Here is a 16,906-nt window from a genome sequence, read left to right as displayed (position 1 = left end):
ACATGAGCCTGATCGAACGTGCAGTGAGCCGACTCACCGGCGGAGACCCCGCAGCACCGAAGGCGGGCACGACTGCCCACCCGGGCGCGCCCGCAGAGCCCAGGGAGAAGGCCTCGACCATCGAGGCGCTGATGGAGCGCAGCGACGCAAGCGAAGTCGCCCATGCGGCCAGCGCCGTCGCCCCGGCCACCGCGGAAGCCGCACCCGCCGCCCCGCAGCGGCCCCAGCCCGAGCCGGTGCGCCTGAACATCGAGAGCCTGCGCCTGCGCGGCTTCGTACCCCCGGACACCAACGAGGGCCGCATCTCGCAGGAGTTCCGCGTCATCAAGCGCCCGCTGATCGCCAACGCCTTCGGAAAGGGCGTGGCCCCCATCCGCAACGGCAAGCGGGTGATGGTCACCAGCTCCTTCCCCGGAGAGGGCAAGAGCTTCTGCGCAATCAACCTGGCGATGAGCATCGCTGCCGAGCGCGACCACAAGGTGCTGCTGGTGGATGCCGACGTCGCCCGCCCGTCGCTGCCTCGCGAGCTGGGCATCCAGACCGAGGAAGGACTGATGGAACTGCTGCTGGACGACCGCCTGGACGTCGAGCAGTTCGTGCTGCCCACCAACGTGGAGAAGCTCGCCATCCTCCCCGCAGGCCGCCGCCACCAGCAGGCCACCGAGCTGCTCGCCAGCGCGGCCATGACCCGGCTGCTGGAGCAGATCTCGGTGCGGTATCCTGACCGTGTCGTCATCTTCGATTCCCCGCCGCTGCTGGTCACCACCGAATCCCGCGTGCTGGCCAGTTACATGGGGCAGATCGTGCTCGTGGTGGAAGCCGGCAAGACGCCGCGGGAAGCCATGAAGGAATCGCTCGCCATGCTCGACGGCTCCGAGGTGATCGGCCTCGTGCTGAACAAGGCCACTGGAACCGAAGGCGGCGGCTACGGCGGCTACTACGGATACGGGTATGGTCAGGCATAGGAAGCTCGGCGGCACGCTCGCGGTATCGATCGCACTTCTCTTCTCGGGCGGCGCCTTCGCGCAGGACAGCGGATCGTCCTCCGGGGGCGGGTCTTCCGGGTCGTCCTCCGCAGGCGGATCGTCGGCCTCTGGCACGACTGCCGGCTCCGGGGACGCGCTGTCCTCCGGCGGCGGCGGCGGCCTCTCGGCCTTCCAGGACCTGCGCTTCCTGCCCGGGCTGCGCGTGGCTCAGACCTTCTCGGACAACATCCTGCGCCGCAGCGACGGCAACGAAAAGGCCGGCTTCGTCACCGAGGTCAGCCCCTACGTCCACGCGTCGGTGAACAAGGCCCGTCTCCAGGGCGACCTGCGCTTCTCCGTCCGGAACTTCTACCGGTCCGAAACCGCTCCGGGCGCCGACTCTCTCGACCTGCTGCGCTACGCGCTGCGCGCCAACGGTTCGGCCCGGGCTCCCGGCGACCGCTACGGCATCGACGCGTCGGCGTTCATCCAGGACATCGCGCTGTCCCCGTTCGGCGTCACCAGCAGCGATACCGCATCGCTGCAGTCAAACCGCCGCCGCTACTCCGGTCTCGAGATTTCGCCCTACCTCACCGGCCGGCTGGGCTCGAACGCCAGCTACCGCGCGGACTACTCGCTGCGCATGAACAACGTGAGCGGCGGCAATGTGCTGGGCCTGCGCGCCGACCACCGCCTGAACGCATCCATCGGCAGCGGGCCGCGCTTCTCCGGCTGGGGCTGGTCGCTGTCCGGGCAGGCCAACGAGCGAGAGTACAAGTCCGGCCTGACCGCGGGCCGCACCTCGGCCGCCGCCAACCTCTGGTACGCGCTCAATCCGGAACTGCGGTTGGGCGTCTCCGCCAACTACATGCAGATCGACCGGCTGAACATCGACGGCAAGGACTACGGCGTGGGCCCGGGCGTGAGCGTGGTCTGGGCGCCCAGCTCGCGCACCTCGTTGAGCGCACAGTGGGTCGACCAGTTCTACGGCACCAACAGCAGCTTGTCGGTCTCGCACAGCGCCCGCCGCTTCAACTTCGGGCTCGCCTACAGCCGTGGCGTGGTTTCCGGCTCGGACGCCGCGCTGCTGCTGTTCAACCCCAGCGCCGGCTTCGGCGGCAGCGTCATCGTCCCGGATCGCGGCCCCATCGTCACCTCGCCGGCACTGCAGGAGCTGCTGGAATCCGGCGACCCAGTGCTGGCGGCCAGCCTCACCACCGACGTCGCGGTCTACCAGAAGCGGCTCACCGCCAACGTGGGGTACCAGCTTCCGCGCGGCGCCCTGCTCCTCACCGTCTATAGAACCACGCGCGACACCGCGGTGCGCAACACGCTGGGCGAGATCGAGTTCCCGGAGTTCACCGGCAGCCTCCAGCAGCGGGGCGTGCGCCTGAGCCTGAATACCCGGCTCGATATGCGCTCATCGCTGCGCTTCACCGTGCGCCGTCAGGACACCGAATCCGCGACGACCGACCGCACGTCGCGCTTCACCACGATGTCGGCCAGCTACATCACCAACCTCACCAGCGACACCAGCGCCGGCATCGGCGTGCGGCGCAGCGTCCAGAAGGTGAGCGGCGCCACGGGCTTCAGCGGCTACGACGAGAACGCCATCTTCGGCTCGCTCGACACCAGGTTCTGATCCCCCATGTACGAGTCCTTCTTCGGCCTGTCCGGCAAGCCCTTCCAGCTCAACCCCGACCCGGATTTCTTCTACGGCAGCCGCGGCCACAAGCGCGCCATGGCCTACCTGGAGTACGGCCTGCATCAGGGCGAGGGCTTCATCGTCATCACCGGCGACGTGGGCGCGGGCAAGACCACGCTGGTGCGCAACCTGCTGCGCCGCATTCCGGCCGAAACCATCATCGCCGCGCAGATCGTCAGCACCCAGGTGGACGCCGACGACCTGCTGCGCCTGGTGGCCGCCAGCTTCGGGCTGGAGCATGCGGGCACACAGAAGGCCGCCCTGCTGGTGCAGCTGGAGCAGCACTTCCGCGCGCTGCATGCCGAGGGCCGGCGGGCGCTGCTGGTGGTGGACGAAGCGCAGAACCTCTCGCCGCGCGCAGTCGAGGAACTGCGCATGCTGTCCAACTTCCAGGTGGGCACCCGCTCGCTGGTGCAGAGCTTCCTGGTCGGGCAGCCGGAGTTCCGCGAGATCATGCAGCGCCCCGAGATGCGCCAGCTGAAGCAGCGCATCATCGCCTCCTACCATCTGGGACCGCTCGACCGCGCCGAGACACAGGCCTACGTGGAGCACCGCCTGCGCCACGTGGGCTGGCAGGAGAACCCAGCCTTCATTGAGGCCGCCTTCGACAGCATCTTCGCGCACTCCGGCGGCGTTCCCCGCCGCATCAACACGCTGTGCGACCGCACCCTGCTGGCCGCGTACCTCGGCGAGCTGCACCGGGTCACCGCCGAGCAGGTGGAGGAAGCGGCCGCCGAGCTCGGCGAAGAAACCGGGCTGCAGGACGTGCCCCCGGGCGTGGCGGCCATCGCACCCGGCCCGGCCAGCGCCTATACGGTGCAATTCGCGCCTCAGGACGCCGACCGCATTGCGCAGCTGGAAGACCGCGTGGCCCTGCTCGAAGCCTCCACCAGCATGACCTACGGCATGCTCAAGAAGGTGCTCGCCGCGCTGCGCGCCCGCAACGCCCGGCGCGTGGCCGACGAGGAGCCCAGCGAGTGAGCCCCATCGCCAACGCCTTCTCCATCGACGTCGAGGACTGGTTCCAGGTCTCGGCGTTTGCGCCCTACATCGACCGCGCGCACTGGCACAGCCTGCCCTGCCGCGTCGAGCGCAATGTCGACCTGCTGCTCGGGATGCTCGCCGAGCAGGAGGCCAGCGCCACCTTTTTCACCCTGGGCTGGATCGCCGAACGCTATCCGATGCTGGTGCGCCGCATCGTCGACGCGGGCCACGAGCTGGCCAGCCACGGCTATGAGCATCACCGCGCCAGCGACCAGACCCCGGCCGAGTTCCGCGCCGACCTGGTCAAGGCCCGCGACATCCTCGAGCAGACCGGCGGCTGCCCGGTGATCGGCTACCGCGCGCCCAGCTTCTCCATCGGCGCGGGCAACCTCTGGGCGCACGACGTGCTGCTGGAAACCGGCCACCGCTACAGTTCCAGCGTCTACCCGGTGGTGCACGACCACTACGGCATGCCGGACGCGCCGCGCTTTCCCTGGCGCACCGGCGACGGCCTGCTGGAAATCCCGGTCACCACGGTGCGCTGGGGCGGACGCAACTGGCCGATCGGCGGCGGCGGCTACTTCCGGCTGCTGCCCTACAACGTGTCGGCCTGGGGCCTGCGCCGCGTCAACGCGGTGGACCAGCGCCCGGCCATCGTCTACTTCCACCCGTGGGAGTTCGACCCCGAGCAGCCCCGGGTGGACAGCGCCAATGCCAAGACGCGCTTCCGCCACTACCTGAACCTGCACCGCACCGAGCCGCGCATCCGCCGGCTGCTGCGCGAATTCCGCTGGCAGAGGGTGGACCAAGCCTTCAGCGACGAACTGGAAAAGGCCTGCGCCAGCTGATGAGCAGCCTCCCCCTTCCCGCCCGCCCCGACGCATCGATGTCCGGGGCCGCCGCGCTCGCGCTGCTGGCCGCGCTGCTGGCGCTGATGGGCTTCGCCTTCGGCGACACCCTGCGCGCCATGGTGCAGGTCTGGAACACCGAGAACTACCAGCACGGTTATCTCATCGTGCCGATGGCGCTCTGGCTGGCCTGGCACAACCGCCGCGAAGTGCTCGCCCAGCCGCTGGCGCCCTTCTGGCCGGCGGCCATCCCGCTGATGCTTGCCTGCGCCGCCTGGATGCTCGGGCGGCTGGCGGGCGTCAACGTGGTGGAGCAGTTCGCGCTGGTGGGAATGCTGCCCAGCGCACTGGCGCTGGTCTTCGGCTGGCGGCTGGTCTGGTCGCTGGCCTATCCGCTGGCCTTCCTGCTGTTCGCGGTGCCCTTCGGCGAAGGGCTCTACCCGGTGATGATGGAGCGCACCGCGGACTTCACCGTGGCTGCGGTGCGCCTGTCCGGCGTCCCGGTCGCGCGCGACGGGCTGTTCTTCGAGCTGCCCAGCGGCCGCTGGTCGGTGGTCGAGGCCTGCAGCGGGCTACGCTACCTGCTGGCAGCGCTGCCGCTGTCTGCCGTCTACGCCTACCTCTCCTGGCACTCCTGGCTGCTGCGGGCGCTGTTCATTGCGATGACTGTGGTGGTGGCGGTGGTGGCCAACTGGTTGCGCGCCTACCTGATCGTTATGCTGGGCCACCTCAGCGGCATGAAGCTCGCAGTCGGCGTCGACCACCTCATCTACGGCTGGGTGTTCTTCGGCATCGTCATGGCCATCGTGTTCTGGATCGGCTCGCGCTGGAAAGACCGCGCCGCTGCGCCTGACATGACCGCCGCAGCTGCCGCTCGGTCCACCGGCCCCGCCGCCCTGGCCCTCGGGCTGGTGCTCGCCGCCGGCATCATCGGCGGCGCGGTCGCCGGCACCGGAACGCTGCAGGACCAGGGCGAGTCCACGGTGAAGCTGGCCCCGCTGGCCGCGCTGATCGCCCGCGAGGCGCAGCCGCCGCCGGCCGAGGCCTACCGCCCGGTCTACGACGGCGGCGTCGGTCATCTCGAAGGCCGCGTGGTGCACGACCTGGGCGTTGGCATGATGGTGACCCACTACGTGCGCCAGCACCGGCACGGCGAGATGATCACCTACGAGAACGGCATGAACCCCGGTCGCGTCGATTCGGGCCAGGCCTGGCGCATCACCGCCCGCAGCACCCGCGAGCCCGCTGCGCTGGGTACGGGCTTCCCCGTCGGCCCGGTGAACGAATACCGCCTGGCCAGCCCCGCAGGCGCGGTGCTGGCCTGGGAATGGTTCTGGCTGAACGGCCGGGTTCTCGCCGACCCCAGGCGGGTGAAGATCCACACCGCGCTGGACCTGCTGCGCGGCCGCGGCGACGAGTCGCTGGCCTTCGTAGCATGGGTGCCCATCGAGGGCTCCCTGGACGACACCCGCGCCCGCCTCGCGAAGGCCGTCCAGGGGCTGCAGGCCGGCGCCACCGCCGCGGGGCTCTGATGCCCGGCGACCGGGCCGGCGCGGCCGCGCGCCCGCTGATCGCCCACGTCGTCCACCGCTTCGACGTGGGCGGCATGGAGAACGGCCTGGTGAACCTGATCAACCGGTTGCCGGCGGAGTTCGCCGACCACTGCGTGATCGCCCTCACCGAGGCCAACCCCGGCTTCGCCGCGCGCATCCGCCGCCCCGGCGTGCGCATCCACGAGCTGCACCGCCCGGCCGGGCAGACCGCACGCATCTTCCCGCGCCTGTACCGCCTGCTGCGCAGCCTGCGCCCCGCCGTCTTCCACACCCGCAACGCCGGCACCCTGGAGACGCAGCTGGTGGCCTGGGCGGCACGGGTGCCGGTGCGCATCCACGGCGAGCACGGCTGGGACATGGCCGACCTGGCCGGCGCCAACCGCAAGCTGCTGACGATGCGCCGCGTGATGCGGCACTTCGTCCACCACCAGATTGCGCTCTCGTCGCCCACGGCCAGCTATCTCACCGAGCGCGTGGGAGTGCCCGCCGTGCGCGTCACCAACATCTGCAACGGCGTGGACACCGCGCGCTTCACTCCCCCGCAGGACCGAACCGCGGTGCGCGCCCGGCTGGCGCCCCAGGCGCTGCCCGCCGAGGCCTTCGTGGTGGGCGCAGTGGGCCGGCTGTCCGGCGTGAAGAATCTGCCGATGCTGGTGGAGGCCTTCGCAAAGGTGGCCGGGCGCAATGAGGACTTTGCCCGGCAGGCCCGGCTGGTGCTGGTGGGCGACGGCCCGGAGCGGCAGGCGCTGGCCGGGCGGATCGCCGGGCTGCAGCTTGCGCAGCACACCCTGCTCGCCGGCGCGCAGGACAACGTGCCCGAGTGGCTGCAGGCGCTGGACCTGCTCTGCCTGCCCTCGCTGGCCGAGGGCATCTCCAACGCCATCCTCGAGGCCATGGCCAGCGGCCTGCCGGTGCTGGCCACCGCCGTCGGCGGCAACCCCGAGCTGGTGGAGGACGGACGCACCGGCCGCCTGGTGCCCAGCCAGGACACGGCGGCCCTGGCCGACCGCATCGAAGCCTACTTCACCGACCGCGCCACCCTCGCCGCCCACGGAGCGGCCGCACGTCGGCTCGCCGTGACGAAGTTCAGCCTGGACACCATGGTCAACGCTTACCATCGGGTATACGTGGAACAACTGATCCGCGCCGGCGTGCTGCCCGCCCGCGCCGCGCAGCGGGCCGACCCCGGCCTGCACACCTGAGGAACACCCCCGAACATGTGCGGCATTGCCGGTCTCTTCTCTCCGAGCAGCAACGCGCCCAAGGTCTTCGACCGGGGGCTGGTCACGCACATGACCGACGCCATCGTGCACCGCGGTCCGGACGAAGGCGGCCTGCACCTGGAGCCGCACGTGGCGCTGGGCCACCGCCGGCTGTCGATCATCGACATCGCCACAGGCCAGCAGCCGCTGTTCAACGAGGACGGCAGCGTGGCCGTGGTGTTCAACGGCGAGATCTACAACTTCCAGGAACTGGTGCCCGAACTCCAGTCACTGGGCCACGTCTTCCACACCCACAGCGACACCGAAGTCATCGTGCACGCCTGGGAGCAGTGGGGCGAGAAGTGCGTGGAGCGCTTCCGCGGCATGTTCGCGTTCGCGCTGTGGGACCGCAACCGCCGCACCCTGTTCCTGGCGCGCGACCGCATGGGCGTGAAGCCGCTGTTCTACGGCTGGCTGGCCGACGGCAGCTTCGCCTTCGGCTCGGAGCTCAAGTGCCTCACGCTGCTGCCCGGCTTCGACCGCAGCATCGACGACTTCGCCGTGGAAGACTACTTCGCCTACGGCTACATCCCGGACCCCCGCACCATCCACCGCGGCGCGCTCAAGCTGCCGCCGGCCTGCACCCTAAGCTACCGCGTGGGCGAGCCCCGGCCCGAGCCCCGCAGCTACTGGGACGTGAGCTTCGAGGCCGACCGCCCCGTGAGCCTGGAAGACGCCTGCGCCGAGCTGCGCGAGCGCCTGGCCGAGGCGGTGCGCATCCGCATGATGTCCGAGGTGCCGCTGGGCGCCTTCCTGTCCGGCGGGGTGGACTCCAGCGCCGTGGTGGCCGCAATGGCCCGCCTGAGCACGGATCCGGTGAAGACCTGCTCCATTGCCTTCGACGTGGCCTCGCACGACGAGAGCGGGTACGCCGCCATGGTGGCGCAGCGCTACCGCACCGACCACCAGGTGGAACAGGTGAAGAGCGACGACTTCAGCCTGCTGGAGCGCCTGGTCGACCTCTACGACGAGCCCTACGCGGACAGCTCCGCGCTGCCCACCTACCGGGTGTGCCAGCTCGCACGCAAACGGGTGACGGTGGCGCTCTCGGGCGACGGCGGCGACGAGACCTTCGGCGGCTACCGCCGCTACAAGCTGCACACCATGGAAGAGCGGCTTCGCTCCAGCCTGCCGCTGGGCCTGCGCCGCATGGTGTTCGGCCCCCTGGGCCAGCTCTACCCCAAGCTGGACTGGATGCCGCGCATGTTCCGCGGCAAGACCACCTTCCAGGCGCTGGCGCGCGACTCGGTGGACGCCTACTTCCACACCGTCTCGGTGATGAGCAACGAGGCCCGCCGCGCGCTCTACTCCCCCGAGTTCCGCCGCCGCCTGGGCGGCTACAATGCGGTGGAAGTGCTGCGCGGACATGCGCGCACCGCCCCCACCGACCAGGCGCTGGCGCTGGTGCAGTACCTGGACTACAAGACCTACCTGCCGGGGGACATCAACACCAAGGTGGACCGCGCCAGCATGGCGCACTCGCTTGAAGTGCGCGAGCCGCTGATGGACCACCCGCTGGTGGAATGGGCCGCCACCCTGCCGGAACGCCTGAAGCTCTCGGGCGGCGAAGGCAAGCTGGTGCTGAAGAAGGCCCTGGAACCCATGCTGCCGGACGAGATCCTCTACCGGCAGAAGATGGGCTTCGCGGTGCCGCTGGCCAAGTGGTTCCGCGGGCCCCTGAACGAAACCGCGAAAGCAACCCTCACCGGAGACCGGCTGGCCGGCTCCGGACTGTTCGACCCGGCCACGCTCGCCCGCATGTACGACGAGCACACCACGGGCCGCAGGGACTGGAGCTCGGCGATCTGGTCGCTGGTGTGCTTTGATCGGTTCCTGGAGCGGGAGACTGGCGCGGGGATGGAAAGGAGATTGGCTGCGTGAAGAGAATCCTCCGCATATTCGCAATGGCCACGATGCTGGGCCTGCCGTCCATGGTCAGCGCCGTCGCAACGAACCCGAACGTGAAGCCGAACGAGTGGCGGCTGCTTCCTCCGCACTGCATGTATGTGGAGGGCGGGCCGCTCCGGTTCAAGGATCCGGAGACGACACGTCGCCTTTGGGCCAGCGACCCGGCCTGGACTGGCATGCACCATTACTGCTGGGCCATCGTGCAGGAGTTCAGGACCTTTAGTGCACAAGTTTCGCGCAGCCATGCGGAGGCAGTGCTGCGCGCCGCGATCCAGAACCTGGACTATGTGATCGAGCGCTCCCGTCCCGGCTTCATCTACCGGGCGGACATGTTCGTGCGCAAGGCGCGGATCCAGGCACGCCTGGGGCAGTACCTCCAAGCGGCCACCACCGCGCGCCAACTGATCGCCGAATCGCCCGAACTTGCCGAAGGCTACTTCGCTCTCGCGGATGTCCAGATCAAGGCCGGCCGCCCGGATCAGGCTCGCGAGACGCTGGCGAAAGGCGACGAAGCGGTGAAGGACGCCGAGCGATTCGGCACGCTGAAGAAGCAACTCGACCTGCGCTAGACAGCACGCGAAAACGACCATGGCGCTCCGCGATCTCGCCCTAGCCCTTCTGCTCATTGGAGGAATGCCGTTGGCTTTCAGGCGTCCGTTCATCGGCGCCTTGGTGTTCGTCTGGCTGGGCATGATGAACATTCATCGCTACACCTGGGGCTTCGCAGGCGAGATCTCATGGTCCAAGCTCTACGCGGGCGTTACCCTTCTCGGCCTACTAGCCTCCAAGGAAGGCGAGTGGAGAGACAGCGTCCGGCAGTACTGGATCATCCTGGTCTTCCTTGCCTGGGCCACGGTCACGACTGCGTTCGCGCTGGAGCCGGCCCGTGCGTTCAACAAGTATGCCGACGTCGTCAAGATCCAGGCCATGTGCCTCGTCACCTTGGCACTGCTGACCAGTCGTGCGCGCATCATCGCCCTGATCATGGTCATGTCGCTTTCGGTCGCATTCTTCGGCACAAAGGGCGGCATCTTCACCATCGCCCATGGCGGCGAATACAAGGTCTATGGCCCCTTGGAGAGTGCCATCCAGGACAACAATCACCTCGCCACCGGGCTGGTGATGACCTTGCCGCTGCTCTACTGGCTGTCAACCGTAGTCAAGCCCTGGTGGCTCAAGGCCGCCTTTCTGGGCTCGATGTTCCTCTGTGCCGTCTCGGTCTTCGGCTCGCATTCCAGAGGATCCTTCCTCGCCATCGGTGCAATGGCGGCCTTCTTCCTGCTCAAGAGCGACCGCAAGTTGCTCGCCATACCGCTCATCGTTGCCGGGGTGGTCACCGCTGTGCTCGTGATGCCGGAGAAGTACTGGAATCGAATGGAGACCATCCAGACCTACGAGCAGGACGAGTCTGCGATGAGCCGCATCAACACCTGGACCACCGCCTACAGGGTGGCCAAGGATCGGATCACCGGAGGCGGTTTCGAGTACTACAGCTTTCGCTCTTCCGCTCGTTACAGCCCGACGCCTGACGCCGTTCACTCAGCCCACAGCATCTACTTCCAGAATCTTGGCGAGCATGGTTGGCCCGGGTTGCTCCTGTTCCTCGCCTTCTGGCTGACCGTCTGGTGGCAATGCGCCCGTACGCGAAAGGCTCTGCCACCCGGGCCGGCACATGACTCGATGCGCCTGCTCCTCAGAATGATCCAAGTGAGCCTGATCGCGTACGCGGTGGGCGGCGCTTTCCTGAATATCGGCTACTGGGATTTCGCCTACTACCTCGCCATCATCGTCTTCGCGGCCCGGCGACTTGGAACGGTGGATGCCAGCGCCAGACTGCCCCAGCCAGCCCCTGGGCAACAGGTACGCCCTTCCGTGGCGTTCGGCAACGTTCGGCTGCACTGAACCCCTCGAACGGCTCGCAGTGAAGATCCTCTTCCACCACCGCATCGCCTCCGCAGATGGACAGTTCGTCCATATGACAGAACTAACGCGCGCGCTGCGCACGGCGGGACATGAGGTGCTGATCGTCGGGCCTCACCTGTCGGAGGGCTCGACGCTTGGCGAAACCAGCGGTCTCATCAAGCGACTCAAGCGGATGCTGCCGGGCGCGGTCTACGAGGTGCTCGAGTTCCTCTACAGCCTGGCAGCGCTCTGCCGGCTGGCCCGGGCCGCCATTGCGTTCAAGCCGGATGCCATCTACGAGCGCTATAACCTGCACCTCCATGCAGGCCGGTTCGTTGCACGCGCGCTGGGCGTGCCATTGCTCCTTGAAGTGAATGCCCCGCTGACCGTGGAACGTGCCGCATACGGAGGCTTGAAACTGAAACGCTTCGCTGCGTGGTCCGATCGGCGAATCTGGGGCGGCGCCGACCATGTGCTGCCAGTTACCAATGCACTTGCGGATTACGTCCGCGCCGCCGGAGTTCCCGAGAAGCGCATCATCGTCATCCCTAATGGGGTAGATCTCGCCATGTATCCCGGCGGTGCAGAGCGTGAAGCAGCCAAGATCCACCTGGGTTTGAGCGGGCGCATCGTGCTGGGCTTCGTAGGCTTCGTCCGGGACTGGCACGGGCTGCCGCAGATCATCGACTTCGTGGCGCAGCGGCGCGACCTACCCCTGTACCTGCTGATCGTAGGCGACGGGCTGGACCGCGCCCGGCTCGAAGCAAGGATCGCGGAGCTCGACATCGGTGACCGGGCCCGCATCACAGGCTTCGTCCCGAGGAATGAAGTCCCGGGTTACATCGCGGCCTTCGACGTTGCCTTGCAGCCGGCCGTGACGGCCTGGGCGTCGCCCCTGAAACTCTTTGAATACATGGCTGCCGGTTCTGCGGTCATCGCTCCGGATGCACCGAACATCCGGGAAGTGCTCACCCACGAGCGCGACGCGCTGCTGTTCGATCCTGCCAATGCGGAGCAACTCGTTGAAAGCCTGAGACGGCTTTGCGACGAACCCGATCTTCGCGCCAGACTGGGCGCCGAGGCCAGACGGCTTGTACTTGATCGTCCCTACACCTGGGAGCACAACGCGACAGTCGTCGCGGAGTTGGTCAAGCGTTCACGCAAGAGGCCGGCCGAACCAGGCACGGCGGGCCGCCGCTCCGAGCATCCCTGAACCGCTCGCAGTCAATTCGCTGCGGCGCCCGGCTTGGACAGGGTGACCAGCAACCATCCGCGCAGGTACTTCAGCATCTCGAAGCGGGTCGTGATGCGTTCGTACCCCATGCCGAGCAGGAACAGCGCTCCATTGAACATGAAGTAATTCGGGTACTGGTTCAGGTACTCGATCGCTTCGACGTACAACCCTGAATCATCGGCGAGCTTCCGGATCTGGCCCGGCGTATTCGTCTTGTAGGCGGTGGGGAAGGTATCTTCCTCGGGCCGCCCCTCCACGACCTTGACGATCCTGGCGTGGAATCTGTTGGGCACCAGTCGCGCGACCAGGGTGCCGTAATCCCACATGTTCGCGGTCAGGAAGATCACGCGCCCCCCCGGTTTGAGCACGCGCGAGAACTCCCGATACACGCTTGCTGGATCCTGCAGGTGCTCGAAGACACTCCTCGAAATGATCAGGTCCACGCTGCCGGATTCGATGGGAATGTTCGCTAGATCGGTGTTGTACGTTTCGATTCCCTGCGGTACGTCGACGAACTCCACAAGTTCGACGCCGATCAGGCGACGGGCGCGGCCAATGTACTTCGCCAGCACGGGGGCGGTCCGCCCGCAACCGGCATCGAGCAGAACGGCATCCGAAGCGAGTGACTCCTCCACCCGCGCCTCGAAGATCCGGTACGGGTGTTGCTCGTTCCTGTAGAAGCGATCCCTGAGTCTCTCGGTCAACTGCGTCATCGGATGCCTTCTAAGCGGAGGCAGGCCGCGCCGCGCGCACGGACCCCTGCCTGACTGTCGATCATACAAGCCGCTCCCGGTCGCGCAGGGAAGAATTCGCACAGCCAAGGGGCCGTTCATCGACCGAGCGCCGCCCGCCATCGGCACAGCGCCTTCCTGTACGCCACCCCCTGCGAACATCGCTCCGTTTGTCACGATCCCAGTGTGATCTTGGTCACGCTGGAAGCGTGCAACTTCGCAGGTGACGAGTGCTCGAGAGGTCGCAGACAATATGGTGGTTCCAGTTCGTTTCGATGCCCTACCGATGCTCTTTCTGTCTGCCATCACCTGCATCCCGCTCCTGACGGGAGGCTGTGCCGACGGAGGTGCGGATCTCGCCCTTGGTGGAACCGGCGAGGGCACTCGCATCGAGCGCCGAGCCAATGACGCGGCCAACGCCGACCTCGCGGCAGCCGGTGCGCCGAACGTGCTTCGAGTACGCAGCGCAAGCGGTCAGCCGATCGCCAACCAGCCGCTGCAGTTCGGCAGGCCGTTCGTGCAAGGCGAGATCCCACAGTGCCCCCGCGTGCTGATCAACGGAGTACTGGCCGAGGCATCGCAGGTGGATGTCAAGTCCAGGCACGGGGATGGATCGGTGCGGTTCGCCGTGGTCTCCGCAGTTCTTCCGGCCGTGTCCCCCAGCGGGGACCTCTCGGTATCCTTCACGGACGGCCCCTGCGCGGCCCCTGCGGGCCTGTCCCCCAGCGAGATGCTCGCGCCGGGTTTCGACTTCGACGCACGCATGACGCTCAACGGCGGCGACGCGGGCAAGGCGTCGGCGCGCGACATACTCTCCCGGGGACACTACACACTATGGACCCAGGGCCCCGTCGTGACCACCGCGATCATCGCGGACCATGCCGGCAAGAGCAGCGACATGGGCTCGGACGCCTACAAGTCCCTACGACCAGTGTTCGAGGTGCAATTCTGGCCGTCCATCGCCAAGACGCGGGTGCGCGTGATCCTCGAAGCGACGGACACGGAGAAGGTACAGAACCAGACGTACGACCTCAGCGTGCAGACCGGTGCGTCCTCGCCCGTGACGGTCATGACTGCCAGTGGCGTGAACCACAACTTCATGTCGCGCTGGAGCCGCGTGTTCTGGACCGGAGGCGCGCCCGCTGGGGTCGACATCGACTACGGGCTGGCTTACCTGGCCCGCACGCAAGCCCTTCCCAACTACGACGCATCCATCCGGCTCACCGATAGCACCAAACAGTCCACGCTCGACGCCTGGGCGGCGGCGCCGAAGGGGCTGTTTGAAAAGGGCCTATGGCAGAAGGACATGACGGTGGCCGGCGGGCGACCGGATCTCGGCCCCTATCCGAAGTGGATGGTTTCCTGGCTTTACGACGGCAGTGCCGCACTGAAGGACGTAGCACTTGGACAAGCCGATCTGGCGGCCTCCTGGCCGATGCACCTGAGGGAAGGCAACGCGGCCAAATTTGCGGACCGGGGCCGCACTCTATCGGCCCTTGGCCGCCCGCTTTCAGGATACGCGCGACCGACGCTAGCCTACACGTCTCTCGGCTACAACTACACCCGCGCGGCCGATCGTGTGAACGTGGTCGGCGAGCGCTCCGGCAACGGATGGGTTCCTGATATCGCGCATCAGCCGCAGCCGTTCTTCATCCCCTACCTGCTCACTGGCGAGCATTTCTACTACGAGCAGCTGCAATTCTGGGCCGGCTTCAGCCTGCTCGACACCTCCGGAAACGGGTACGGAGAGTACTGCTACTCGCGGAACGTGAGCCCGGAGTATCTGGCCGTCAATGGCCAGCTCCGCGGCATCGCATGGGGCTTCAGGATGTTGTCGGAAGCCGCCTGGGCGGCAGCCGACGCGGACAAGGCCGCGCACACCTGGCTCCGCGATGCGGTCGAAGACACAATCACGCGCTTCGAAGGCGCCCGTGGCGTCGTGCGTGGCGAAAACACCTCGAGACCCGATTGGCAATGGGCAAACAGCAAGGGCGACTGCACCGCTGGCCGGCTGTCGGGCGAGAATCCGCTGCGGTACTGGGAGCGAGGCAACACTGCCTATGGCAGCACCAACTCGGTAGCTCGTTACGAGGCCACCTGGCAGTACTCGTTCATGATGTACAGCCTCAACCGAGCGTACGAACTGGGTTTCCCTGCACATGCGCTCCGGGAGTGGTTCGCGCCCTTTTTCGTGAACGCAGCGAACTACGGCGGACTCATCGGATACCACCTCGCCGACTACAAGATCCCGGTGCTCGACGCCCAGACGGGAACCTTCTACTCCAGTTGGGACGCGCTGCACGCCGAGTATGCCGGCTACGACTTGAACACGCGCTGGGCCCCTTCCAGCAAGCCCAACAGCAACAGCTCGAACAATCTGGATCAAGGCTACGCCACCGCTGCGCTGACGGCGCTGGCGGGCACGGCAGGGCTGCCGGGCAGTGACGCCGCCTGGGAGAGCTTCGCTTCGTCGCACTACGCCGGCTGGGGCTGGGCCACCAACCCGAAATGGGCGATTCTCCCGCGAGGCATGGGCAGTGAACATGCACGTCCGAGCCTACCTGTGCCTCCAAGCTTCACGTCTGGATCAGGCTCGAGGCCATGGGCCGCAACGCCGATCGCGGCGAGACCCCCGTCCTCTCAACCGCCATCTCCGCCGGCGCAGTCAACTCCCGGAGGAAGCAGCGATGCCACCTCCGAGGAAAGCCCCGCTTCCGACCCTGAGACAGGCGCACTGCCCGCATGGTTGAGCTCAGCCAAGGTCTTCGAGTGGCGCGCGGTTCCCGGCAGCCGCCTGGAGGAAACCGAAGCGTGGACCGGATACAAGGGTGCAGCCGGGAATATGGGTAAGGCTGGCATTCTCTCCTACTCCGGGGGAGTGATACGAACCAAGACCAGCGAACTGTTCATCGCAGGAGGGGGACATCTTGACTACGCGGGAAACGAGATCTTCTCCATCGGGCTCGCAAGCGACTCCCCCGTCTGGACTCGGCGGATCGATCCCAGCACCAGCACACCCTGGGACACGTCCTACTATCCCGATGGACGCCCAGCCTCGCGGCACACTTATCGGAACCTGGCTTACAGCGAGGCCCTTGATAGGATCATCTTCTTCGGTGGTGCCCCGTGGGGCAACCAGCCCATAGCCACCAATCTGGTGGACACTTTTGACCCAAACACGAACGAGTACGGTCCGCCAAATCTCATCACATCGGCTCCGAGAACAATTGGAGGCCCCGTTGGCACGGGCATGGCAGCAAATGGCGACTTCTACATTCACCAATTCAAGGATAACCACCTCTACAAGTGGCAACAGAGCAGCAACACTTGGTTCGATCTGGGGCCAAAGGGGACGACACAGTACGACACGCCCTACGCCGTGGACACCAAGCGCAACCGTCTGTTCAGGATTCCATGGGGGTCATACCCTGCACGCATCTACGATCTGCAAAACGCAGGCGCCCTCAGCAACGTCGAGCTCAGGGGTCCTGCCGCGCCAAGCATCGACCAAGGGGCGTCGCTGGTTTACGACCCCGTCGTGGACGTTTACTGGCTATGGAAGCGCAACGACGCAAACCTCTACCGGATTGATGCGGAGACCTTCGAGGCCACTGTTCAGCCTGTGGACGGGATTCTTCCCAAAGTGGCGTACAAGGACGCTCGCCATCGAATCTATGGTCGCTTCAACTACGTGCCCAAGCTACGGGGTTTGGTCTTCATGCTCGATCACGAAACCGACGTAATGTTCATCCGCACTGCCCCGTAGGTTTGATGAGGCACCGAAAATCCATGGTTACACGTTAACCTTGGAATA

At 66.8% G+C, this 16,906-nt stretch carries 12 protein-coding genes; 11 read left to right on the top strand and 1 reads right to left on the bottom strand.

The window, feature by feature from the left end:
- The first annotated feature begins 2 nt into the window (after positions 1-2).
- From HNQ70_RS00145 to HNQ70_RS00100, 10 genes are read left to right on the top strand one after another with little or no spacing between them, the layout of a single operon-like run.
- On the top strand, positions 3-965 hold the full coding sequence (locus HNQ70_RS00145) for an XrtA-associated tyrosine autokinase (protein WP_183963132.1): 963 nt from the start codon (positions 3-5) through the stop codon (positions 963-965).
- Positions 952-2,607, top strand: a complete 1,656-nt coding sequence (locus HNQ70_RS00140) for a TIGR03016 family PEP-CTERM system-associated outer membrane protein (RefSeq protein ID WP_183963130.1) — start codon at positions 952-954, stop codon at positions 2,605-2,607. The genes HNQ70_RS00145 and HNQ70_RS00140 overlap by 14 nt, the downstream gene beginning before the upstream one ends.
- 6 nt (positions 2,608-2,613) lie before the next feature.
- The gene (locus tag HNQ70_RS00135; RefSeq protein ID WP_183963128.1) at positions 2,614-3,651 is read left to right on the top strand and encodes an XrtA/PEP-CTERM system-associated ATPase; all 1,038 of its coding nucleotides are present in this window, start codon (positions 2,614-2,616) and stop codon (positions 3,649-3,651) included.
- Complete coding sequence (locus HNQ70_RS00130) at positions 3,648-4,502, top strand: XrtA system polysaccharide deacetylase (RefSeq protein ID WP_183963126.1); 855 nt, start codon at positions 3,648-3,650, stop codon at positions 4,500-4,502. The genes HNQ70_RS00135 and HNQ70_RS00130 overlap by 4 nt, the downstream gene beginning before the upstream one ends.
- Positions 4,502-6,034 (top strand): exosortase A, encoded by a 1,533-nt coding sequence (xrtA, locus tag HNQ70_RS00125; RefSeq protein ID WP_183963124.1) that lies wholly within the window; start codon positions 4,502-4,504, stop codon positions 6,032-6,034. The genes HNQ70_RS00130 and xrtA overlap by 1 nt, the downstream gene beginning before the upstream one ends.
- The gene (locus tag HNQ70_RS00120) at positions 6,034-7,257 is read left to right on the top strand and encodes a TIGR03088 family PEP-CTERM/XrtA system glycosyltransferase (RefSeq protein WP_183963122.1); all 1,224 of its coding nucleotides are present in this window, start codon (positions 6,034-6,036) and stop codon (positions 7,255-7,257) included. Before xrtA ends, HNQ70_RS00120 begins: the two co-directional genes overlap by 1 nt.
- 15 nt (positions 7,258-7,272) lie before the next feature.
- Complete coding sequence (locus tag HNQ70_RS00115) at positions 7,273-9,198, top strand: XrtA/PEP-CTERM system amidotransferase (protein ID WP_183963120.1); 1,926 nt, start codon at positions 7,273-7,275, stop codon at positions 9,196-9,198.
- On the top strand, positions 9,195-9,794 hold the full coding sequence (locus tag HNQ70_RS20475) for a tetratricopeptide repeat protein (protein WP_183963118.1): 600 nt from the start codon (positions 9,195-9,197) through the stop codon (positions 9,792-9,794). The genes HNQ70_RS00115 and HNQ70_RS20475 overlap by 4 nt, the downstream gene beginning before the upstream one ends.
- Before the next feature lie 19 nt (positions 9,795-9,813).
- Positions 9,814-11,127, top strand: coding sequence for a putative O-glycosylation ligase, exosortase A system-associated (locus tag HNQ70_RS00105; RefSeq protein ID WP_183963116.1), 1,314 nt, complete (start codon positions 9,814-9,816; stop codon positions 11,125-11,127).
- Positions 11,128-11,146: 19 nt separating this feature from the next.
- Positions 11,147-12,340, top strand: a complete 1,194-nt coding sequence (locus HNQ70_RS00100; RefSeq protein WP_183963114.1) for a glycosyltransferase — start codon at positions 11,147-11,149, stop codon at positions 12,338-12,340.
- An 11-nt stretch (positions 12,341-12,351) separates the two neighbouring features.
- Here HNQ70_RS00100 and HNQ70_RS00095 read toward each other — a convergent pair whose 3' ends face one another.
- Positions 12,352-13,074, bottom strand: a complete 723-nt coding sequence (locus HNQ70_RS00095) for a class I SAM-dependent methyltransferase (protein ID WP_183963112.1) — start codon at positions 13,072-13,074, stop codon at positions 12,352-12,354.
- 304 nt (positions 13,075-13,378) lie between these two features.
- On the opposite strand from HNQ70_RS00095, the gene HNQ70_RS00090 reads away from it, so the two are divergent.
- The gene (locus tag HNQ70_RS00090) at positions 13,379-16,858 is read left to right on the top strand and encodes a hypothetical protein (protein WP_183963110.1); all 3,480 of its coding nucleotides are present in this window, start codon (positions 13,379-13,381) and stop codon (positions 16,856-16,858) included.
- The last annotated feature ends 48 nt before the right edge of the window (positions 16,859-16,906 follow it).

Source organism: Quisquiliibacterium transsilvanicum (assembly GCF_014202215.1).
GTDB lineage: Bacteria > Pseudomonadota > Gammaproteobacteria > Burkholderiales > Burkholderiaceae_E > Quisquiliibacterium > Quisquiliibacterium transsilvanicum.
This window is presented reverse-complemented; position numbering and strand designations above follow the sequence as displayed.